This is a genomic window from Telluria sp. LT1R51-2, assembly GCF_059685775.1.
This window is the reverse complement of record NZ_JCASIM010000001.1, coordinates 3,955,492-3,970,990: the sequence shown is the minus strand read 5'-3', so window position 1 is coordinate 3,970,990 and position 15,499 is coordinate 3,955,492. Positions and strand designations below refer to the sequence as shown.

Sequence of the window (15,499 nt, the reverse complement as noted above, 5' to 3'; positions counted from 1 at the left end):
CCATCAGAAACTCAGCATATAAAAAGGAATACATCATGGGCAGAATTATCGGTATCGACCTTGGCACCACGAACTCGTGCGTGGCCATCATGGAAAACGGTCAGCCAAAAGTGATCGAAAACGCCGAAGGCGCGCGTACCACGCCATCGATCATCGCTTACCAGGAAGACGGCGAGATCCTCGTCGGCGCGCCGGCCAAGCGCCAGGCCGTGACCAACCCGAAGAACACGCTATTCGCAGTCAAGCGTCTCATCGGCCGCAAGTTCGATGAAAAAGAAGTACAAAAAGACATCTCGCTGATGCCATATGCCATCGTCAAGGCCGACAACGGCGACGCATGGGTTGGCGTGCGCGACAAGAAACTGGCTGCCCAGCAGATCTCGGCTGAAGTCCTGCGTAAGATGAAGAAGACCGCCGAGGACTACCTGGGCGAAGAAGTCACCGAAGCGGTCATCACCGTGCCGGCGTACTTCAATGACTCGCAGCGCCAGGCAACCAAGGATGCCGGCCGTATCGCGGGCCTGGACGTCAAGCGCATCATCAATGAGCCAACCGCTGCCGCACTGGCATTCGGCCTGGACAAGACCGACAAGGGCGACCGCAAGATCGCCGTGTATGACCTGGGCGGCGGCACGTTCGACGTCTCGATCATCGAAATCGCTGACGTCGATGGCGAAAAGCAGTTCGAAGTGCTGTCGACCAACGGCGACACGTTCCTGGGCGGCGAAGACTTCGACCAGCGCATCATCGATTACATCATCGACGAGTTCAAGAAGATCAACGGCCTGGACCTGTCGAAAGACGCGATCGCCCTGCAGCGCATCAAGGCTTCGGCCGAGCGCGCCAAGATCGAACTGTCGTCGTCGCAGCAGACCGAAATCAACGAGCCGTACATCGCCATGGCGAACGGCGCGCCGGTCCACCTGAACCTGAAGATGACCCGTGCCAAGCTCGAGTCGCTGGTGGAAGAGCTGATCATCAAGACGATCGAGCCATGCCGCATGGCCATCAAGGATGCCGGCGTCAAGGTTTCGGACATCGACGACATCATCCTGGTCGGCGGTATGACCCGTATGCCGAAGGTGCAGGAGAAGGTCAAGGAGTTCTTCGGTAAAGAAGCACGCAAGGACGTCAACCCGGACGAAGCCGTCGCTGTTGGCGCTGCGATCCAGGGTTCGGTCCTGTCGGGCGAGCGCAAGGATCTGCTGCTGCTGGACGTGACGCCACTGTCGCTGGGTATCGAAACCCTGGGCGGCGTGATGACCAAGATGATCCACAAGAACACCACGATCCCGACCAAGTTCTCGCAGGTGTTCTCGACTGCCGACGACAACCAGCCGGCCGTGACCATCAAGGTGTTCCAGGGCGAGCGTGAAATCGCAGCCGGTAACAAGGGCCTGGGCGAGTTCAACCTGGAAGGCATCCCGCCAGCATCGCGTGGCACGCCACAGATCGAAGTGACCTTCGACATCGACGCCAACGGCATTCTGCACGTCGGCGCGAAAGACAAGGCCACCGGCAAAGAGAACAAGATCACCGTCAAGGCGAACTCGGGTCTGACGGAAGAAGAAATCCAGAAGATGGTCAAGGACGCCGAGCTGAACGCCGAAGAAGACAAGAAGGTCAAGGAAATGGCGGAAGCGCGCAACCAGGGCGACGCTCTGGTGCACTCGACCCGCAAATCGCTGACCGAATACGGCGACAAGCTGGAAGCCGGTGAGAAAGAGCAGATCGAAGCAGCGATCACCGACCTCGAAGGCGCGATCAAGAGCGGCGACAAGGCGGACATCGATGCCAAGACGGCAGCCCTGTCGAGCGCGTCGCAGAAGCTGGGCGAGAAGATGTACGCCGACATGCAGGCGCAGCAGGCTGGTGGTGCTGGCGCGGCCGGTGGCCCTGGCGCCGGTGCCGCTGGTGGCGAGCAGTCGGGCAAGCAGGACGACGACGTTGTCGACGCCGACTTCAAGGAAGTCAAGGACGCGAAGTAAGCGTCTCCGGCGCGAAGGCCTGATGCCTTCGCGTACAGGCCGAGCCGACACCTTTCAGGTACTCGGCTCGGTTTTTTTGGTTTAAAGAATTCAGTTTTCAGATAACTTAGGTGCCGACCATGGCGAAGCGTGATTTTTACGAGATCCTTGGGGTCGCGAAGGGTGCGTCGGAAGACGAGATCAAGAAGTCTTATCGCAAGCTTGCGATGAAGTTCCACCCTGACCGCAATCCGGATAACAAGGAAGCGGAAGAGAAGTTCAAGGAGGTCAAAGAGGCCTACGAGATGCTGACCAACCCGGAGAAGCGCGAAGCGTATGACCGTTACGGTCACGCGGGCGTCGATCCGAACAGCGGCATGGGCGGCATGGGCGGCGGCGCCGGTGGTTTCGGCGATGCGTTCGGCGACATCTTCGGCGACATCTTTGGCGGTGGCCGTGGTGGGCGCAGTGCCGGCCCGCAGGTGTACCGCGGCGCCGACCTGCGCTACAACCTCGAGATCACGCTGGAACAGGCCGCTCACGGCTTCGACACGACGATCCGCGTGCCAAGCTGGGACAAGTGCGACACCTGCCACGGCAGCGGCGCCAAGCCGGGCACCCAGCCTGTGACTTGCACCACCTGCGCCGGTCACGGCCAGGTGCGCATGCAGCAGGGCTTCTTCAGCGTGCAGCAGACCTGCCCGAAATGCCATGGCAGTGGCAAGATCATCCCCGAGCCGTGCGCGGCCTGCGGCGGCGCCGGACGCATCAAGCGCAACAAGACGCTGGAAGTGAAGATCCCGGCCGGTATCGACAACGGCATGCGCATCCGCTCGTCGGGCAATGGCGAACCGGGTACCAATGGCGGGCCGGCGGGCGACCTGTATGTGGAGATCCACATCAAGCCGCACACCGTGTTCCAGCGCGAAGGCGACGACCTGCACTGCGAAATGCCGATCTCGTTCTCGAAAGCGGCCCTGGGCGGCGAAATCGAAGTGCCAACCCTGACCGGCAAGGTGTCGTTCACGGTGCCTGAAGGCACCCAGACCGGCAAGACCTTCCGCCTCAAGGGCAAGGGCATCAAGAACGTGCGTTCGGGCTACACGGGCGATTTGTTCTGCCACGTCATCGTCGAGACGCCGGTCAAGCTGACCGACAAGCAGAAGGACATGCTGCGCGAGTTCGAACGCCTGACGATCGAAGGTGGCGCCAAGCACAGCCCGCAGAGCAAGGGCTGGATGGACAAGGTCAAGGACTTCTTCGAGTAAGTCTACTTACCGCTGAACGGCATATGCCTTCAGCGGTTTTTTTTGTCCACGCGGTTGGCATCTTGCCAACGCCTGGCGCATCAGGCTGGTCGCTGCCGTATTGACGACGGCGTCCGCCAACACGGTTATACTCCCCCTGTTTCGAGACCTACCCGCCATGCAAGCCTGCTTCAGAACAGGCGTGGCAACGCCCCTTCCGGGACGGTAATAAACATAAGGAACCAATATGGACAAATACAAGACCAAGGGATTGACCGCGGCAGAGCTGTTCGAACGCAACCGTACGTGGGCCGCCACGATGGTGGCCGAGGACCCGAACTTCTTCAAGGCGCTATCGGAACAGCAGGCGCCGGAATACCTGTGGATCGGCTGCTCGGACAGCCGCGTTCCTGCCAACGAATTGCTGGGCATGGCGCCGGGCGAACTGTTCGTTCACCGCAATATCGCCAACGTCGTCGTGCACTCCGATCTGAACTGCCTCTCAGTGCTGCAGTTCGCCATCGACGTGCTGAAGGTCAAGCACATCATCATCTGCGGCCACTACGGCTGCTCGGGCGTGCACGCGGCGCTGACCGATGCGCGCGTGGGCCTGGCCGACAACTGGCTCGGTCACGTGCGCGACGTGCGCGACAAGCATGGCAAGTACCTGGGCCACGTGAGCGGCCGCGCCGCCACCAACCGCCTGGTCGAGCTGAACGTGGCCGAGCAGGTCATGAACACGGCCCACACCACGATCGTGCGCGATGCGTGGGAACGTGGCCAGCCACTGACCATCCATAGCTGGGTGTACGGCGTGCACGACGGACTGCTGCGCGACCTGGGCATCACCGTGAGCAGCTTCGAAGAGATCGAACCGAAGTTGCGCCGGGTGCTTGACGGCTACGTCGATGACGGCGTCGTGCGTGAAGAGCGGCGTGGACAGTGATCTGATGCGACTGCGCGCGCTGGTGCGCGCGTTTGTCGACGAGCGGGACTGGGATCAGTTCCACACGCCGAAGAACCTGGCGGCGGCCTTGACGGTCGAGGCAGCCGAGCTGCTGGAGCATTTCCAGTGGCTGCAGTCGGGCCGCGCCGAAGAACTTGGCGCCGCTAAACTGGTCGAGGTGCGGCACGAGATGGCCGATGTGCTGGTGTATCTCGTGCGGCTGGCCGACAAGCTCGACGTGGACCTGGTCGCTGCCGTCGAAGAAAAGATGGTGCTCAACCGGGCGAAGTATCCGGCCGAGCTGGTGCGCGGCGATGCACGCAAGTATTACGAGTACAAAGAGTACAAAAAAACGTGATCGCCGGCGCCGCTTACATGCCGCCCATGCAGATGTACTTCACGACCAGGTAATCGTCCATCCCGTAGGTCGAGCCTTCACGCCCCAGGCCTGATTGCTTGACCCCGCCGAACGGCGCGACCTCGGTCGAGATGATGCCGGTATTGACCCCCACCATCCCGCTTTCGATCGCCTCGGCCACGCGCCAGACGCGGCCGATGTCGCGCGCATAGAAGTACGATGCCAGCCCGAACTCGGTGTCGTTGGCCATGGCAATCACTTCGTCTTCCGTCTTGAAGCGGAACAGTGGCGCCAGCGGGCCGAAGGTTTCTTCGTGCGCCACCAGCATGCTTGATGTCACATCGGTCAGCACCGTCGGCTCGAAGAAGCTGTGCCCCAGCGCGTGGCGTTTGCCGCCCAGGAGCAGCTTGGCGCCCTTGGCCTGCGCATCCTCGATGTGCTGCTCGATCTTGCGCACGGCTTTTTCTTCGATCAGCGGGCCTTGCGTGACGCCTTCTTCGCGGCCATCACCCACCTTGAGCTTGCCCACCGCCACGGCGAGCTTGCGCGCGAATTCGTCATACACGCCATCCTGCACGTACAAGCGGTTGGCGCAGACGCAGGTCTGCCCCGCATTGCGGAATTTCGAGGCGATTGCGCCCTCGACCGCCGCATCCAGATCGGCATCGTCGAACACGATGAACGGCGCATTGCCACCCAGTTCGAGCGAAATTTTCTTGACCGTCGGCGCGCACTGTTCCATCAGCAGGCGCCCCACGGCGGTCGAGCCGGTAAAGCTCAGCTTGCGCACAAGCGGATTGCCCGTCATTTCGCCACCGATGGCTTTCGAGTCGCCAATCACGACGCTGAACACGCCTTTCGGTACACCGGCGCGCTCGGCCAGCACGGCCAGCGCCAGCGCCGACAGGGGCGTGAGTTCGGCTGGCTTCAGCACGATCGGGCAACCGGCGGCCAGCGCTGGCGCGACCTTGCGGGTGATCATCGCGGCCGGGAAGTTCCACGGCGTGATCGCGGCGCACACACCGATCGGCTCCTTGGTCACGACGATGCGTTTATCCGGCCACGGCGAAGCGAGCGTCTCGCCGGCCACGCGCTTGGCTTCTTCGCCAAACCACTCGAAGTACGAGGCGGCGTAGGCCACTTCGCCCTTGGCCTCAGCCAGCGGTTTGCCTTGTTCCAGCGTCATCAGGAGCGCCAGGTCGTCGGCGTTTTCCAGCATCAAGTCGGACCAACGGCGCAGGATCGCGGCGCGTTCTTTTGCAGGCAGCTTGCGCCACGCCGGCCAGGCGGCATTGGCTGCATCGATGGCGCGCTTGGTTTCGCCAGCGCCCATGTGCGGCACGCTGGCCACGGTCTCACCGTTGGCGGGATTGATCACGGCAATGGTCTGGCCGTCGTCGGCGTCGCACCAGGCGCCGCCAACAAAGGCTTGCTGGCGCAGCAGGGAAGGGTCTTTCAAATTCGGCATAGTGTCCTCGTCAATTCATGTCGAGCATCGGCTGCAGGGCGCGGATGCAAGCCGTTATGGTAGACCCATTTGCAAACGAACGTGCCGCCATGCCCGATTCCTGCATACTGAGATTCTCGAAATTGTGATGACTTTTGGAAACGTGTGGGCTGCCTCAGCCGAATGAAGTTAAGCTTTTGACATGAAATTTCCCCCGCGCCCGACCCTTTGAATGCCTTGTGGTCGCGCGCCTCAAAGAGAAGGACAACACCATGCGCCCTATCGTAATCGTCCCCGCATGCACGCGTGATTTCGGCGAACATCCGTATCACGCCGCCCAGCACAAGTATGTCGACGCCGTCACCCTGGGCGCCGATTGCGCCTCGCTGATCCTGCCATCGTCCGGCGAATCGCTGGATCTGGAAACCATCTTCGGCACCATCGACGGCATCATGCTGACCGGCTCGGCCTCCAATGTGCATCCCAGCTACTACTCGGAAGAAGTGCTGGATCCGACGCTGCCGCAAGACCCGGCGCGCGACCAGACTACCTTGCCGCTGATCCGCGAAGCGGTGCGCCGCGGCGTGCCGATCATCGCCATCTGCCGCGGTTTCCAGGAAATGAACGTGGCCCTCGGCGGCAGCCTGCACCAGGCGGTGCAGACGGTCGTCGGCAAGTTCGATCACCGCGAAAAAGCCGAGCTCGGCATGGACGAGCAATACGGTGACGCGCACAACGTCACCGTTACCCCCGGCGGCATGCTGGAAGCCATTCTCGGCGCGGCCGAGATCCCCGTGAACTCGCTGCACGGACAGGGCGTCAATGAACTGGCGCCGGGCCTGTCGGTCGAAGCCGTGGCCGAAGACGGCCTGGTGGAAGCGTTCACCGTGTCGACCTCGCCCGGCTTCACGCTGGCCGTGCAGTGGCATCCCGAATGGCGCATCCAGCACAACCCGTATTCGATGAAGATGTTCCGCGCCTTTGGCGACGCCTGCCGCGCTTACCGCGAGCAACGCCTGGACGGCGGCTCGCTGTTGAAATGACCCGGCGCGCCCGGCGTGAAGCGGGCGCGCAATCGACTACCGACATGAGGCAATAATGGCAATACGCGAAAATTTCAGTTATACCGATATGGACGAGTGGCTCGATGCAAAGCGGGTCACCGAAATCGAATGCTTGGTGCCCGATCTGACCGGCGTTGCGCGCGGCAAGATCCTGCCGCGCGTGAAGTTCACGGACGACCGTGGCATGCGCCTGCCTGAAGTCGTGCTGGGCATGACCGTGACCGGCAACACGCCGGAACGTGACGATGCCTACGAGCGCGCCATCTCGAGCATCGACCGCGACATGATCCTCAAGGCCGACCCCACCACCATCACGATGGTGCCGTGGGCCGTCGACCCCACTGCGCAAGTGATCCACGACTGCTATTACGCCGACGGCCGCCTGGTCGACTTTGCGCCGCGCAGCGTGCTGCGCCGCGTGCTCAAGCTGTACGAGCAGCGCGGCTGGAAGCCACTGGTGGCGCCGGAACTCGAGTTTTACCTCACGGCCAAGAACATCGATCCCGACCTGCCGCTGGTGCCGCCGATCGGCCGCAGCGGCCGCGCCGAAACGAGCCGCCAGGTCTACAGCATCGATGCGGTCAACGAGTTCGATCCGCTGTTCGAAGACATCTACGATTACTGCGAGCTGATGAACCTGGACGTCGACACGCTGATTCACGAGATCGGCGCCGGCCAGATGGAAATCAACTTCCAGCATGGCGAGCCGCTGGGCCTGGCCGACAAGGTGTTCTACTTCAAGCGCACGCTGCGCGAAGCAGCGCTCAAGCACGACATGTACGCGACCTTCATGGCCAAGCCGATGGCCAATGAGCCGGGTTCGGCGATGCACGTGCACCAGAGCGTGGTCGATGGCGAAACGGGCAAGAACATCTTCAGCACCGAAGACGGCGCGCCGTCCGAGCTGTTCCACCACTATATCGGCGGCCTGCAGCGCTACATGCCGTCGGCGATGGCGATCGTTGCGCCGTATGTCAACTCGTACCGCCGCATCGTGCGCCATACGGCCGCGCCGATCAATCTGCAGTGGGGGATCGACAATCGCACCGTGGGCATCCGGGTGCCGGTGTCGGGTTCGCAAGACCGGCGCGTGGAGAACCGCGTGATCGGCGCCGACGCCAACCCGTACCTGGCGCTGGCGATCACGCTGGCCTGCGGCTACCTGGGGATGGTCGAAGCGATCGAGCCGTCAGCGATGGTTGAAGGCAGCGCCTACGACATGCCGGTGGATCTGCCGCAAGGGCTGTCCGAAGCCATCACGGTGCTGCGCCGTGAAGACCGCCTGCGCGACGTGCTGGGCGAGCGCTTTATCGACGTCTACACGGCGGTGAAAGACCTGGAGCATCAGGAGTTCATGCGGGTGATCAGCCCGTGGGAACGCGAGCATTTGCTGCTGCACGTTTGATCGGTCGTTGACCCCGTTCACCGTATGCCGCCGGTCTGGATGCATGGCGCGGTGAAGGGGGGGGAACGTAGATGGTGGATGCCATTGCAAGCAGGACTTGCATGATTATCTTGGCACCGCACGGTAACGCAGACCATCGACGAGCAGTGCAACCAGGCGGCGCGCAGAGGTTGGATCGCCATTACTGGTCGGCATGCACAGACTGGCAATAGCGCGAAGCAGATCACGAGGGTCGGCGCCTGCCTGCAACTCGCCGGCGTCCACGGCAGCATCGAGAAGCGATTGAAGGGCTGGCTCAAAACGGCTGTCGAAATACGCTGGCAGGTTTTCGAAGGCGGTGCCGCCTGCATACAACGATGCCGCCAGCCCACGCTTGGCCACAATGAAATCGACATAGCGCTGCATCCAGAGATCCAGCGCTTCGCCCGGCCGATACTGCTGCAAAAATGACGCTGCTGCGTCGGCGCAGGCATCAACCTGATGCCGGAACACTGCCGCTATCAGATCAGCCCGCTGTGGGAAGTGCCGGTAGATGGTACCCACACCCACGCCAGCTTTTTGCGCGATCGTGCGCATCGGTGCGTCCACACCCTGCTCGGCAAATATATCGCGCGCCGACTCCACCACGATATCGATATTGCGCAGCGCATCTGCCCGTACACGGCGGCCCGTTGCATCGCTCATTGTTGCTTTACCCGTTTCTTCGTCCGACAAATGGCCACCTGATCCCGTTGACAAGCGGAACGTTGTTCCGTATAAAGCCGGAATGACGTTCCGCTTATGGTGATCATACCAGCAGGCGGCACTCGTCGTCATTTTGGAAAGGTCATTCTCATGGACGAACAACGTGTCGCTCTGGTCACCGGCGCAAATCAAGGGATCGGGTTGCAGATCGCAAAGGAGCTGGTTGCAAAAGGACTTACCGTCCTGGTCGGCGCGCGCGACCTGGTAAAAGGCGAAGCCGCCGCGCGTGAAATTGGCGATCGTGCACATGCTATCCAGCTTGATGTCACCGATGCGGCGTCGATTCAGGCAGCAGCGGACCGGATCCGGCGCGAGTTCGGCCGGTTGGATGTGTTGATGAACAATGCCGGCATCTCGCGTGCGGCGTCAAACCAGTCATTCGAGAAAGCGGTAAACACCAACCTGTTGACGACTGCGCCGCTCGAGAATGTGCGCAAAGTGTTCGAGACCAATGTGTTTGGCGTGATCGCCGTGACGCAGGCAATGCTGCCGTTGTTAACTGAAGCGCCGGCCGGCCGGATTGTCATGACCGGCAGTTCCGGCGCATCGCTGACGCTCAATTCGGACGAATCGAATGCGCACCGGCGCATGTTTGGCAATTACTCGGTGTCGAAAGCAGCAGTCCATGCCGTGATGCTGTCCTTCGCGCTCGCCCTCGAACACACCAGGATCAAAGTGAACGCGGCCTGCCCGGGATTCACGTCGACGGCGCTGAACAATTTCAACGGGACGCGCAGCGTCGAGGAAGGGGCACGCGAGCCGGTGCGCCTGGCACTGATCGGTGACGATGGCCCGACCGGTACTTTTTCGGACGAGAACGGCATGGTCCCCTGGTAATGCCCTAATGGCCAGCGTAGGGTGGACGGCTCCGCCGTCCACGCGTTCAACCAATGCTTACGCTGCCACTTCGCGGCGATTGACCAGCACCTGCGGCGCCAGCGACCCGACAACCATGCCGACAAACGCCATGATCAACCCGGCCAGCTGCCCCGGGAAATGCACGCCCCACCCCGTGACCTGTTCGAAAAACAGCACCCACGTCAGCAAGCCGCCCGCGATCGACAGGATCGCACCCTGGGTGGTAGCGTGCTTCCAGTACAGACCCATCACCAGCGGCACGAACGCCCCCACCAGCGGCACCTGATACGCGCTTGAGACCAGCTCGTAAATCGACGTGCCTTCCATCGCGATCGCATACAGTAGCACCAGCGTCGCAAAGATCACGATCGTGACGCGCATCGCCAGCAACTGCTGGCGGTCGGTCATGCCGGGCCGGATATTCTTGAGGATGTTCTCGACAAAACTCGTCGACGGCGCCAGCAGCGTGGCCGACGACGTGCTCTTGATCGCCGAGAGCAGCGCGCCGAAGAACAGGATCTGCATCACGAGCGGCATTTTGGTCATCACGAACGTGGGCAGCAGGCGCTGGTAGTCGTTCTGCGCGATCTCGAGCGCCTGGCCGCCCATCACCACCACAGCAGCGGCCACGATGAACATCGGCACAAAGGCGAACAGAATGTAGCTCACGCCGCCGATCACGGCGCCGGTGCGCGCGGTCGGGGCATCCTTGGCCGACATCACGCGCTGGAACACGTCCTGCTGCGGGATCGAGCCAAACATCATCGTCACAGCCGCGGCGATGAAGAACATGATGTCAGTGAAGCTCGGCTCGGGCCACACGCGCCACAGGTCGGCGTTCTGCGCCATCGCCATCACGTTGCCGGCGCCGCCGGCCAGGTCGGCCGCGAACCAGGCAATCACGCTCATGCCCACGACCAGCACGATCATCTGGATGAAGTCCGTGATCGCCACGGCCAGGAAGCCGCCCACGACCACATAGATCAGCACCGTCAGCGTGCCGACGATCATGCCAGCCGCCGGCGACATCGCGCCGGCCGTCAGAACCGAAAACACCAGGCCCAGCGCGGTGATCTGCGCCGCGACCCAGCCGAGATAACTCATGATGATTGCGACGGAGCAGAAGATCTCGATGCCCTTGCCGTAGCGCTGGCGGTAGTAGTCGCCGATCGTGAGCAGGTTGAGTTTATACAGCTTGGTGGCGAAGAACAGGCCCACCAGCACCAGGCACATGCCGGCCCCGAACGGGTCTTCGATCACAGCGTTCAGGCCGCCCTGGACGAACTTGGCCGGGATGCCCATCACCGTCTCGGCGCCGAACCAGGTCGCAAATGTGGTGGTGATCACCATGACCAGCGGCAGGCTGCGCCCGGCGACGGCAAAGTCGCTGGTGTTCTTGATCCGCGTACCCGCCCACATGCCGAGAGCCAGCGTGCCGAGCAAATAAAGCACGACGAAGGTGATCAAAGTGAGGTTCATGCAGTAGGTGCTCCGAGGCCAGGGAATTTATGAGCGGAAAATTCCGCGATTATAAATCCGAAACCTGGCCGGCGGCCTAAATTGCCATCTCGCGCAACAGTCGGGAAGCCTCGCGGTTGGCGCCGATGCAGGTCCCGTCGCGCATGAAGATCTGCAGTTGCGACTGGTCGTCGGCGCGCATCGATTCGACGAAGTCCAGGTTCACCAGCGCCGAGCGGTGCACGCGGATGAAACGCCGTGGATCGAGCTGCGCTTCGAGTTCCGACATCCCGATGCGCACCAGGAAATGCTGGCCGCGCGCGGCGATCACGGTGTACTTCGAATCAGCCTTCATGTATTCGATCTCGTGCACCGCGAGCGGAAAGATGCGGCCACGGTCGCGCACGAGGATGCGATCGAGTGGCGCCGGCCCGGTGCTGGCACGCACCAGCGCATCGTCGACGGCCGCGCGTTCGGGCCGCGCGCCATCGAGCAGACGCGCCACGCTGTCGGCAAAGCGCGCCCGCGTGAACGGCTTGAGCAGGTAGTCGACGGCGTGCAGCTCGAAGGCAGCCACCGCATAGTGATCATAAGCGGTCGTGAAGACGATCTGCGGCAGGTAATCGAGCTGGCGCAGCACCTCGAGCCCCGTCATCTCGGGCATCTGGATATCCATGAACACCACGTCGGGCCGCAGCGCCCCGATGCGCGCCAGCGCGCTCGCGCCGTCAGCCGCTTCGCCCACCAGCCGCAGGCCCGGATGGGCGTAGATGGCGTCGCGCAGCACGTCGCGTGCGAGCGGTTCGTCTTCGGCGAAAAATACGGTCTTTGTGGTCATGGCGTCGTGGGCACGGTGACGCAGGCGGCAAAGCCGGCGCCGGGTTGGGAGTCGATGCGCAGCGCGGCGCGGCCGGCGTAGTCGAGATCCAGGCGCCGGCCGATGGTGCGGATGCCCAGGCCGGGCGAGGCCTCGATCGTGGCCGCTGCAGCGCCAGGGCCGTCGTCGCGGACCGTCACACGCAGCAGGCCGGTAGCGGGTTCGCGCCGGCTCTCGATACGCAGGACGCCATGGCGGGTGAATGGGTTGAACGCGTGCTTGATGCTGTTCTCGACCAGCGGCTGCAGGCTCAGGGCCGGCACCAGACAATCGCCCAGGTCCGGGTCGAGATCCCACTCGACCCGCAGGCGCTCGCCCAGGCGCAGGCTTTCCAGTTCCAGGTAGTCGCGCACGAAATCGAGTTCGGCGTCCAGCGTGACGCGATCGACGCCAGCGCGTTCGGTGTCGAGCACGTAGCGCAGCATGTTCGAAAACTGGAACAGCGCCGTCTCCGCCGCCTCTGGATTGCGGCCGGTGAGGGCGATGATCGAGTGCAGGGTGTTGAACAGGAAGTGCGGATTGAGCTTGCTGCGCAGTGCGCCCAGTTCGCTCGCCACCAGCAGCGTCTGCGCCTGCTGCGTAGCGAGGGCCTGGCGCTGGGTCGCGGCGTTGGCGCGCACCAGGTGAAAGACACCCGCCACCACGGCGTAGCTCATCATGTTGTACAGGAAGGGCCACAGGTGCCAGGACAGCGGATGGGGTGGCGGATTCTGCGTTACCACCAGCACCGTATGCGCATAGGTGGCAAACGCCACTGCCGCCACGACGTGGATGACGAAGCGTTGCACACCGGGTACGGCGCGCCGTTCGAAGCGGCCACTGAGCGGCCAGAGCAGGGCCAGCATCGCAGCCGATGGCGCAATGCTCACAAAGGCTCGCCAGAACAGGGATGGGTCGAGCCGGCCCGCCAACAGGGTGTCGGCCTGCATCACCAGCGCAATCACCAGCATGTAGCTCAGCCAGGCGGCGATGTACAGGCGCCACATCGGCGAGAGGACGTAAGACTTGGTCGTGGTCATCTGTCGAGTATCGCGCAGAAAAACCGCGCTGCGGCGGGTCTTGCGCCGAAATGCGGGAATCCGGTGCGAACTGCAGGATTGCGTCATCGAGACACGGATCACGCTTTTGCGTTTTTATGCACTTTATTGCACGAACGTGCATGTTTGTGTACAGTGACGTGTCTAGAACAAGGAGAACGCCATGCAATTAGCCGAAGAACGGCGTGATGCCATCGTCTATGCCGTCGAGCGCGAGGGCAGGGTACTGGCAGCAGAACTGGCCACCCGCCTGGCCACCTCGGAAGACACGATCCGGCGCGACCTGCGCGAACTGGATGCAGCCGGCCTGCTGCGCCGCGTGCATGGCGGCGCGATCCGGCGCCAGCCAGAGGCCAGCTTCAGCGAGCGTGCAATCACCGACCTGCCGCGCAAGACTGCACTGGCGCATGGTCTGCGCGCCTGCATCCGGCCGGACGATACGGTCCTGATCGATGCCAGCTCGACGCACCTGGCGCTGGCGCGCCTGCTCGACGACGGCTGCGCCGCGACGATCGTCACCAACAGCCCGCAGATTGCGCTGGCGCTGGGGGGATTCAGGCTCACGCGCATCGTGCTGCTGGGCGGCACTTACCATCCTGCGCTCGGCGCGACGGTCGGCGCGGCCACGCTGGCCGAGGTGGCCCGCCTGCGGCTCGATCTGGCGCTCGTCGGCGTCTGCGGTCTCGATCCCGCGCGTGGTGTGAGTGCATCCGATCCCGAAGAAACGGCGCTCAAACGCGCGATGTTCGCCGCCAGCACGCGCCACGCGGTCGCGGCGCTCAACGAACGCTTCGACGACAGCGCGGCGTTCCTGTTCGGTGCGCTGTCAGAGATCGACCATCTGGTGGTGGAGCACGACGCCCCAGCCGCCAGCATTGCCCTGCTGCGCCAGCACCATCCGGCACTCGACATCACCATTACGACGAAGGCTGCCGCATGAATCCCGTATCTACCGCCAATCCGCGCAGCATCGACGCGGCGCGCTGGGCCATCTCCACCGTGTTTCTTCTTAATGGCGCCGGCATCGGCCTGTGGGCCGCGCACGTACCGACCGTGCAGGCGCGCATGGGGATCGATACCGGCATGCTGAGCATGGTGCTGCTGACCGTCGCTGCCGGTGCACTGCTGGCGATGCCGCTGATGGGCGGCCTGACCGGGCGCTGGGGCACACGCCGCATGGTGCTGCTGTCGGGCTTTGCCTTTGCGGCGATGACGCCGTTGATCATGGGCGCGCCGAGTTTGCCGCTGCTGTTCATCGCCGCGTTTCTGTTTGGCGTCAGCAACGGCGCGCTGGACGTGGCAATGAATGCCAACGCGAGTGAAGTCGAAACCGCGCGCGGCCTGCCGACGATGTCGTCGTTCCACGGCTTCTTCAGCCTCGGTGGCCTGTTTGGCGCCGGCATCGGCGGGTTGCTGGTCGGGCAGGGCCTGGGCCATGGCCAGGGCGCGCTGATGGTCGGCGTGGTCACGGCGGTCGTGCTGGCGTTGTCTGCGCCGCGCGTGATGGGCTTCGCGGCCAGCCACGGCGCGGGCAGTCACTTCTCGCTGCCGCGCGGCGCGGCATTGAGCTTGGGCTTGCTGGCGCTGCTGTGCTTTGCGGTGGAAGGCGCGCTGGTCGACTGGAGCGCGTTGCTGATGCAAGAGCGCACCGGCGCCACGCCGGCGTCGGCGGCGCTGGGCTTCTCGGCGTTTTCGATTGCGATGGCGGCGTGCCGCTTCGCCGGCGACCGGCTGATCGTGCGCTTCGGCGCGCTGCGCATCATGGTCATTGGGGGCCTGGCGATGTTCGCCGGGCTGGCGCTGGCAGTGGCCAGCACGCACTTCGTGCTGTCGGCGGTCGGTTTCGCGCTGGTGGGACTGGGCGCGGCGAATGTGGTGCCGCTGCTGTTCGGGGCCGCCGCGCGCATCCCCGGCATGAGCGCCGGGAACGGCGTGGCGGCGGTGGCCACGCTCGGCTACGGTGGCTTGCTGCTGGCGCCGCCGGTGCTGGGCTGGGTTGCCATGCACTCGAGCATTATGGTGGCGCTGGGCGGACTGTCGTTATCGGGCCTCGTGATCGCCCTGAGCGCCCGTGTGATCCGGCGCTAGGGC

The 15,499-nt window shown here is 63.4% G+C and carries 14 protein-coding genes; 9 read left to right on the top strand and 5 right to left on the bottom strand.

Features of this window, described 5'->3' with window-relative positions; all coding sequences use genetic code 11:
* Nucleotides 1-35: 35 nt before the first annotated feature.
* The 4 genes from dnaK (at nt 36) to AC56LH_RS17520 (ending at nt 4,518) form a co-directional block, all read left to right on the top strand.
* On the top strand, nt 36-1,988 hold the full coding sequence (dnaK, locus tag AC56LH_RS17535; protein ID WP_183556084.1) for a molecular chaperone DnaK: 1,953 nt from the start codon (nt 36-38) through the stop codon (nt 1,986-1,988).
* A gap of 119 nt (nt 1,989-2,107) precedes the next feature.
* Nucleotides 2,108-3,235, top strand: coding sequence for a molecular chaperone DnaJ (dnaJ, locus tag AC56LH_RS17530; RefSeq protein WP_183556085.1), 1,128 nt, complete (start codon nt 2,108-2,110; stop codon nt 3,233-3,235).
* Between the two features lie 226 nt (nt 3,236-3,461).
* Nucleotides 3,462-4,160 (top strand): carbonate dehydratase, encoded by a 699-nt coding sequence (gene can / locus AC56LH_RS17525; RefSeq protein WP_258836003.1) that lies wholly within the window; start codon nt 3,462-3,464, stop codon nt 4,158-4,160.
* Complete coding sequence (locus AC56LH_RS17520; RefSeq protein ID WP_499648138.1) at nt 4,123-4,518, top strand: nucleotide pyrophosphohydrolase; 396 nt, start codon at nt 4,123-4,125, stop codon at nt 4,516-4,518. Before can ends, AC56LH_RS17520 begins: the two co-directional genes overlap by 38 nt.
* Nucleotides 4,519-4,531: 13 nt before the next feature.
* Here AC56LH_RS17520 and gabD read toward each other — a convergent pair whose 3' ends face one another.
* The gene (gabD, locus tag AC56LH_RS17515; protein WP_499648136.1) at nt 4,532-5,986 is read right to left on the bottom strand and encodes an NADP-dependent succinate-semialdehyde dehydrogenase; all 1,455 of its coding nucleotides are present in this window, start codon (nt 5,984-5,986) and stop codon (nt 4,532-4,534) included.
* 251 nt (nt 5,987-6,237) lie between these two features.
* Here gabD and AC56LH_RS17510 point away from each other — a divergent pair, with 251 nt between their 5' ends.
* Together AC56LH_RS17510 and AC56LH_RS17505 are read left to right on the top strand one after the other, a co-directional pair.
* A complete protein-coding gene (locus AC56LH_RS17510) occupies nt 6,238-7,008 on the top strand; it encodes a gamma-glutamyl-gamma-aminobutyrate hydrolase family protein (RefSeq protein WP_499455813.1) in 771 nt (256 codons plus the stop codon).
* 55 nt (nt 7,009-7,063) lie between these two features.
* Nucleotides 7,064-8,434 carry a glutamine synthetase family protein gene (locus tag AC56LH_RS17505; RefSeq protein WP_499648134.1) on the top strand — a complete coding sequence of 457 codons (1,371 nt, stop codon included), beginning with the start codon at nt 7,064-7,066 and terminating at the stop codon, nt 8,432-8,434.
* Nucleotides 8,435-8,539: 105 nt separating this feature from the next.
* Here the strand turns inward: AC56LH_RS17505 and AC56LH_RS17500 are convergent, their stop codons facing one another.
* Nucleotides 8,540-9,148 carry a TetR/AcrR family transcriptional regulator gene (locus AC56LH_RS17500; RefSeq protein ID WP_499648132.1) on the bottom strand — a complete coding sequence of 203 codons (609 nt, stop codon included), beginning with the start codon at nt 9,146-9,148 and terminating at the stop codon, nt 8,540-8,542.
* Between the two features lie 66 nt (nt 9,149-9,214).
* Between AC56LH_RS17500 and AC56LH_RS17495 the strand changes: the two genes are divergently transcribed.
* Nucleotides 9,215-10,015, top strand: coding sequence for an SDR family NAD(P)-dependent oxidoreductase (locus AC56LH_RS17495; protein WP_499648130.1), 801 nt, complete (start codon nt 9,215-9,217; stop codon nt 10,013-10,015).
* A gap of 57 nt (nt 10,016-10,072) precedes the next feature.
* Here AC56LH_RS17495 and AC56LH_RS17490 read toward each other — a convergent pair whose 3' ends face one another.
* From AC56LH_RS17490 to AC56LH_RS17480, 3 genes are all read right to left on the bottom strand, one after another.
* Nucleotides 10,073-11,515, bottom strand: a complete 1,443-nt coding sequence (locus tag AC56LH_RS17490; protein ID WP_499648128.1) for a high affinity choline transporter 1 — start codon at nt 11,513-11,515, stop codon at nt 10,073-10,075.
* Between the two features lie 76 nt (nt 11,516-11,591).
* Nucleotides 11,592-12,332 carry a LytR/AlgR family response regulator transcription factor gene (locus AC56LH_RS17485; protein ID WP_499648126.1) on the bottom strand — a complete coding sequence of 247 codons (741 nt, stop codon included), beginning with the start codon at nt 12,330-12,332 and terminating at the stop codon, nt 11,592-11,594.
* A complete protein-coding gene (locus AC56LH_RS17480; RefSeq protein ID WP_499648124.1) occupies nt 12,329-13,390 on the bottom strand; it encodes a sensor histidine kinase in 1,062 nt (353 codons plus the stop codon). Before AC56LH_RS17480 ends, AC56LH_RS17485 begins: the two co-directional genes overlap by 4 nt.
* Nucleotides 13,391-13,571: 181 nt before the next feature.
* Between AC56LH_RS17480 and AC56LH_RS17475 the strand changes: the two genes are divergently transcribed.
* Nucleotides 13,572-14,348 carry a DeoR/GlpR family DNA-binding transcription regulator gene (locus tag AC56LH_RS17475; RefSeq protein ID WP_499648122.1) on the top strand — a complete coding sequence of 259 codons (777 nt, stop codon included), beginning with the start codon at nt 13,572-13,574 and terminating at the stop codon, nt 14,346-14,348.
* Complete coding sequence (locus tag AC56LH_RS17470) at nt 14,345-15,496, top strand: MFS transporter (RefSeq protein WP_499648120.1); 1,152 nt, start codon at nt 14,345-14,347, stop codon at nt 15,494-15,496. Before AC56LH_RS17475 ends, AC56LH_RS17470 begins: the two co-directional genes overlap by 4 nt.
* Nucleotides 15,497-15,499: the final 3 nt, after the last annotated feature.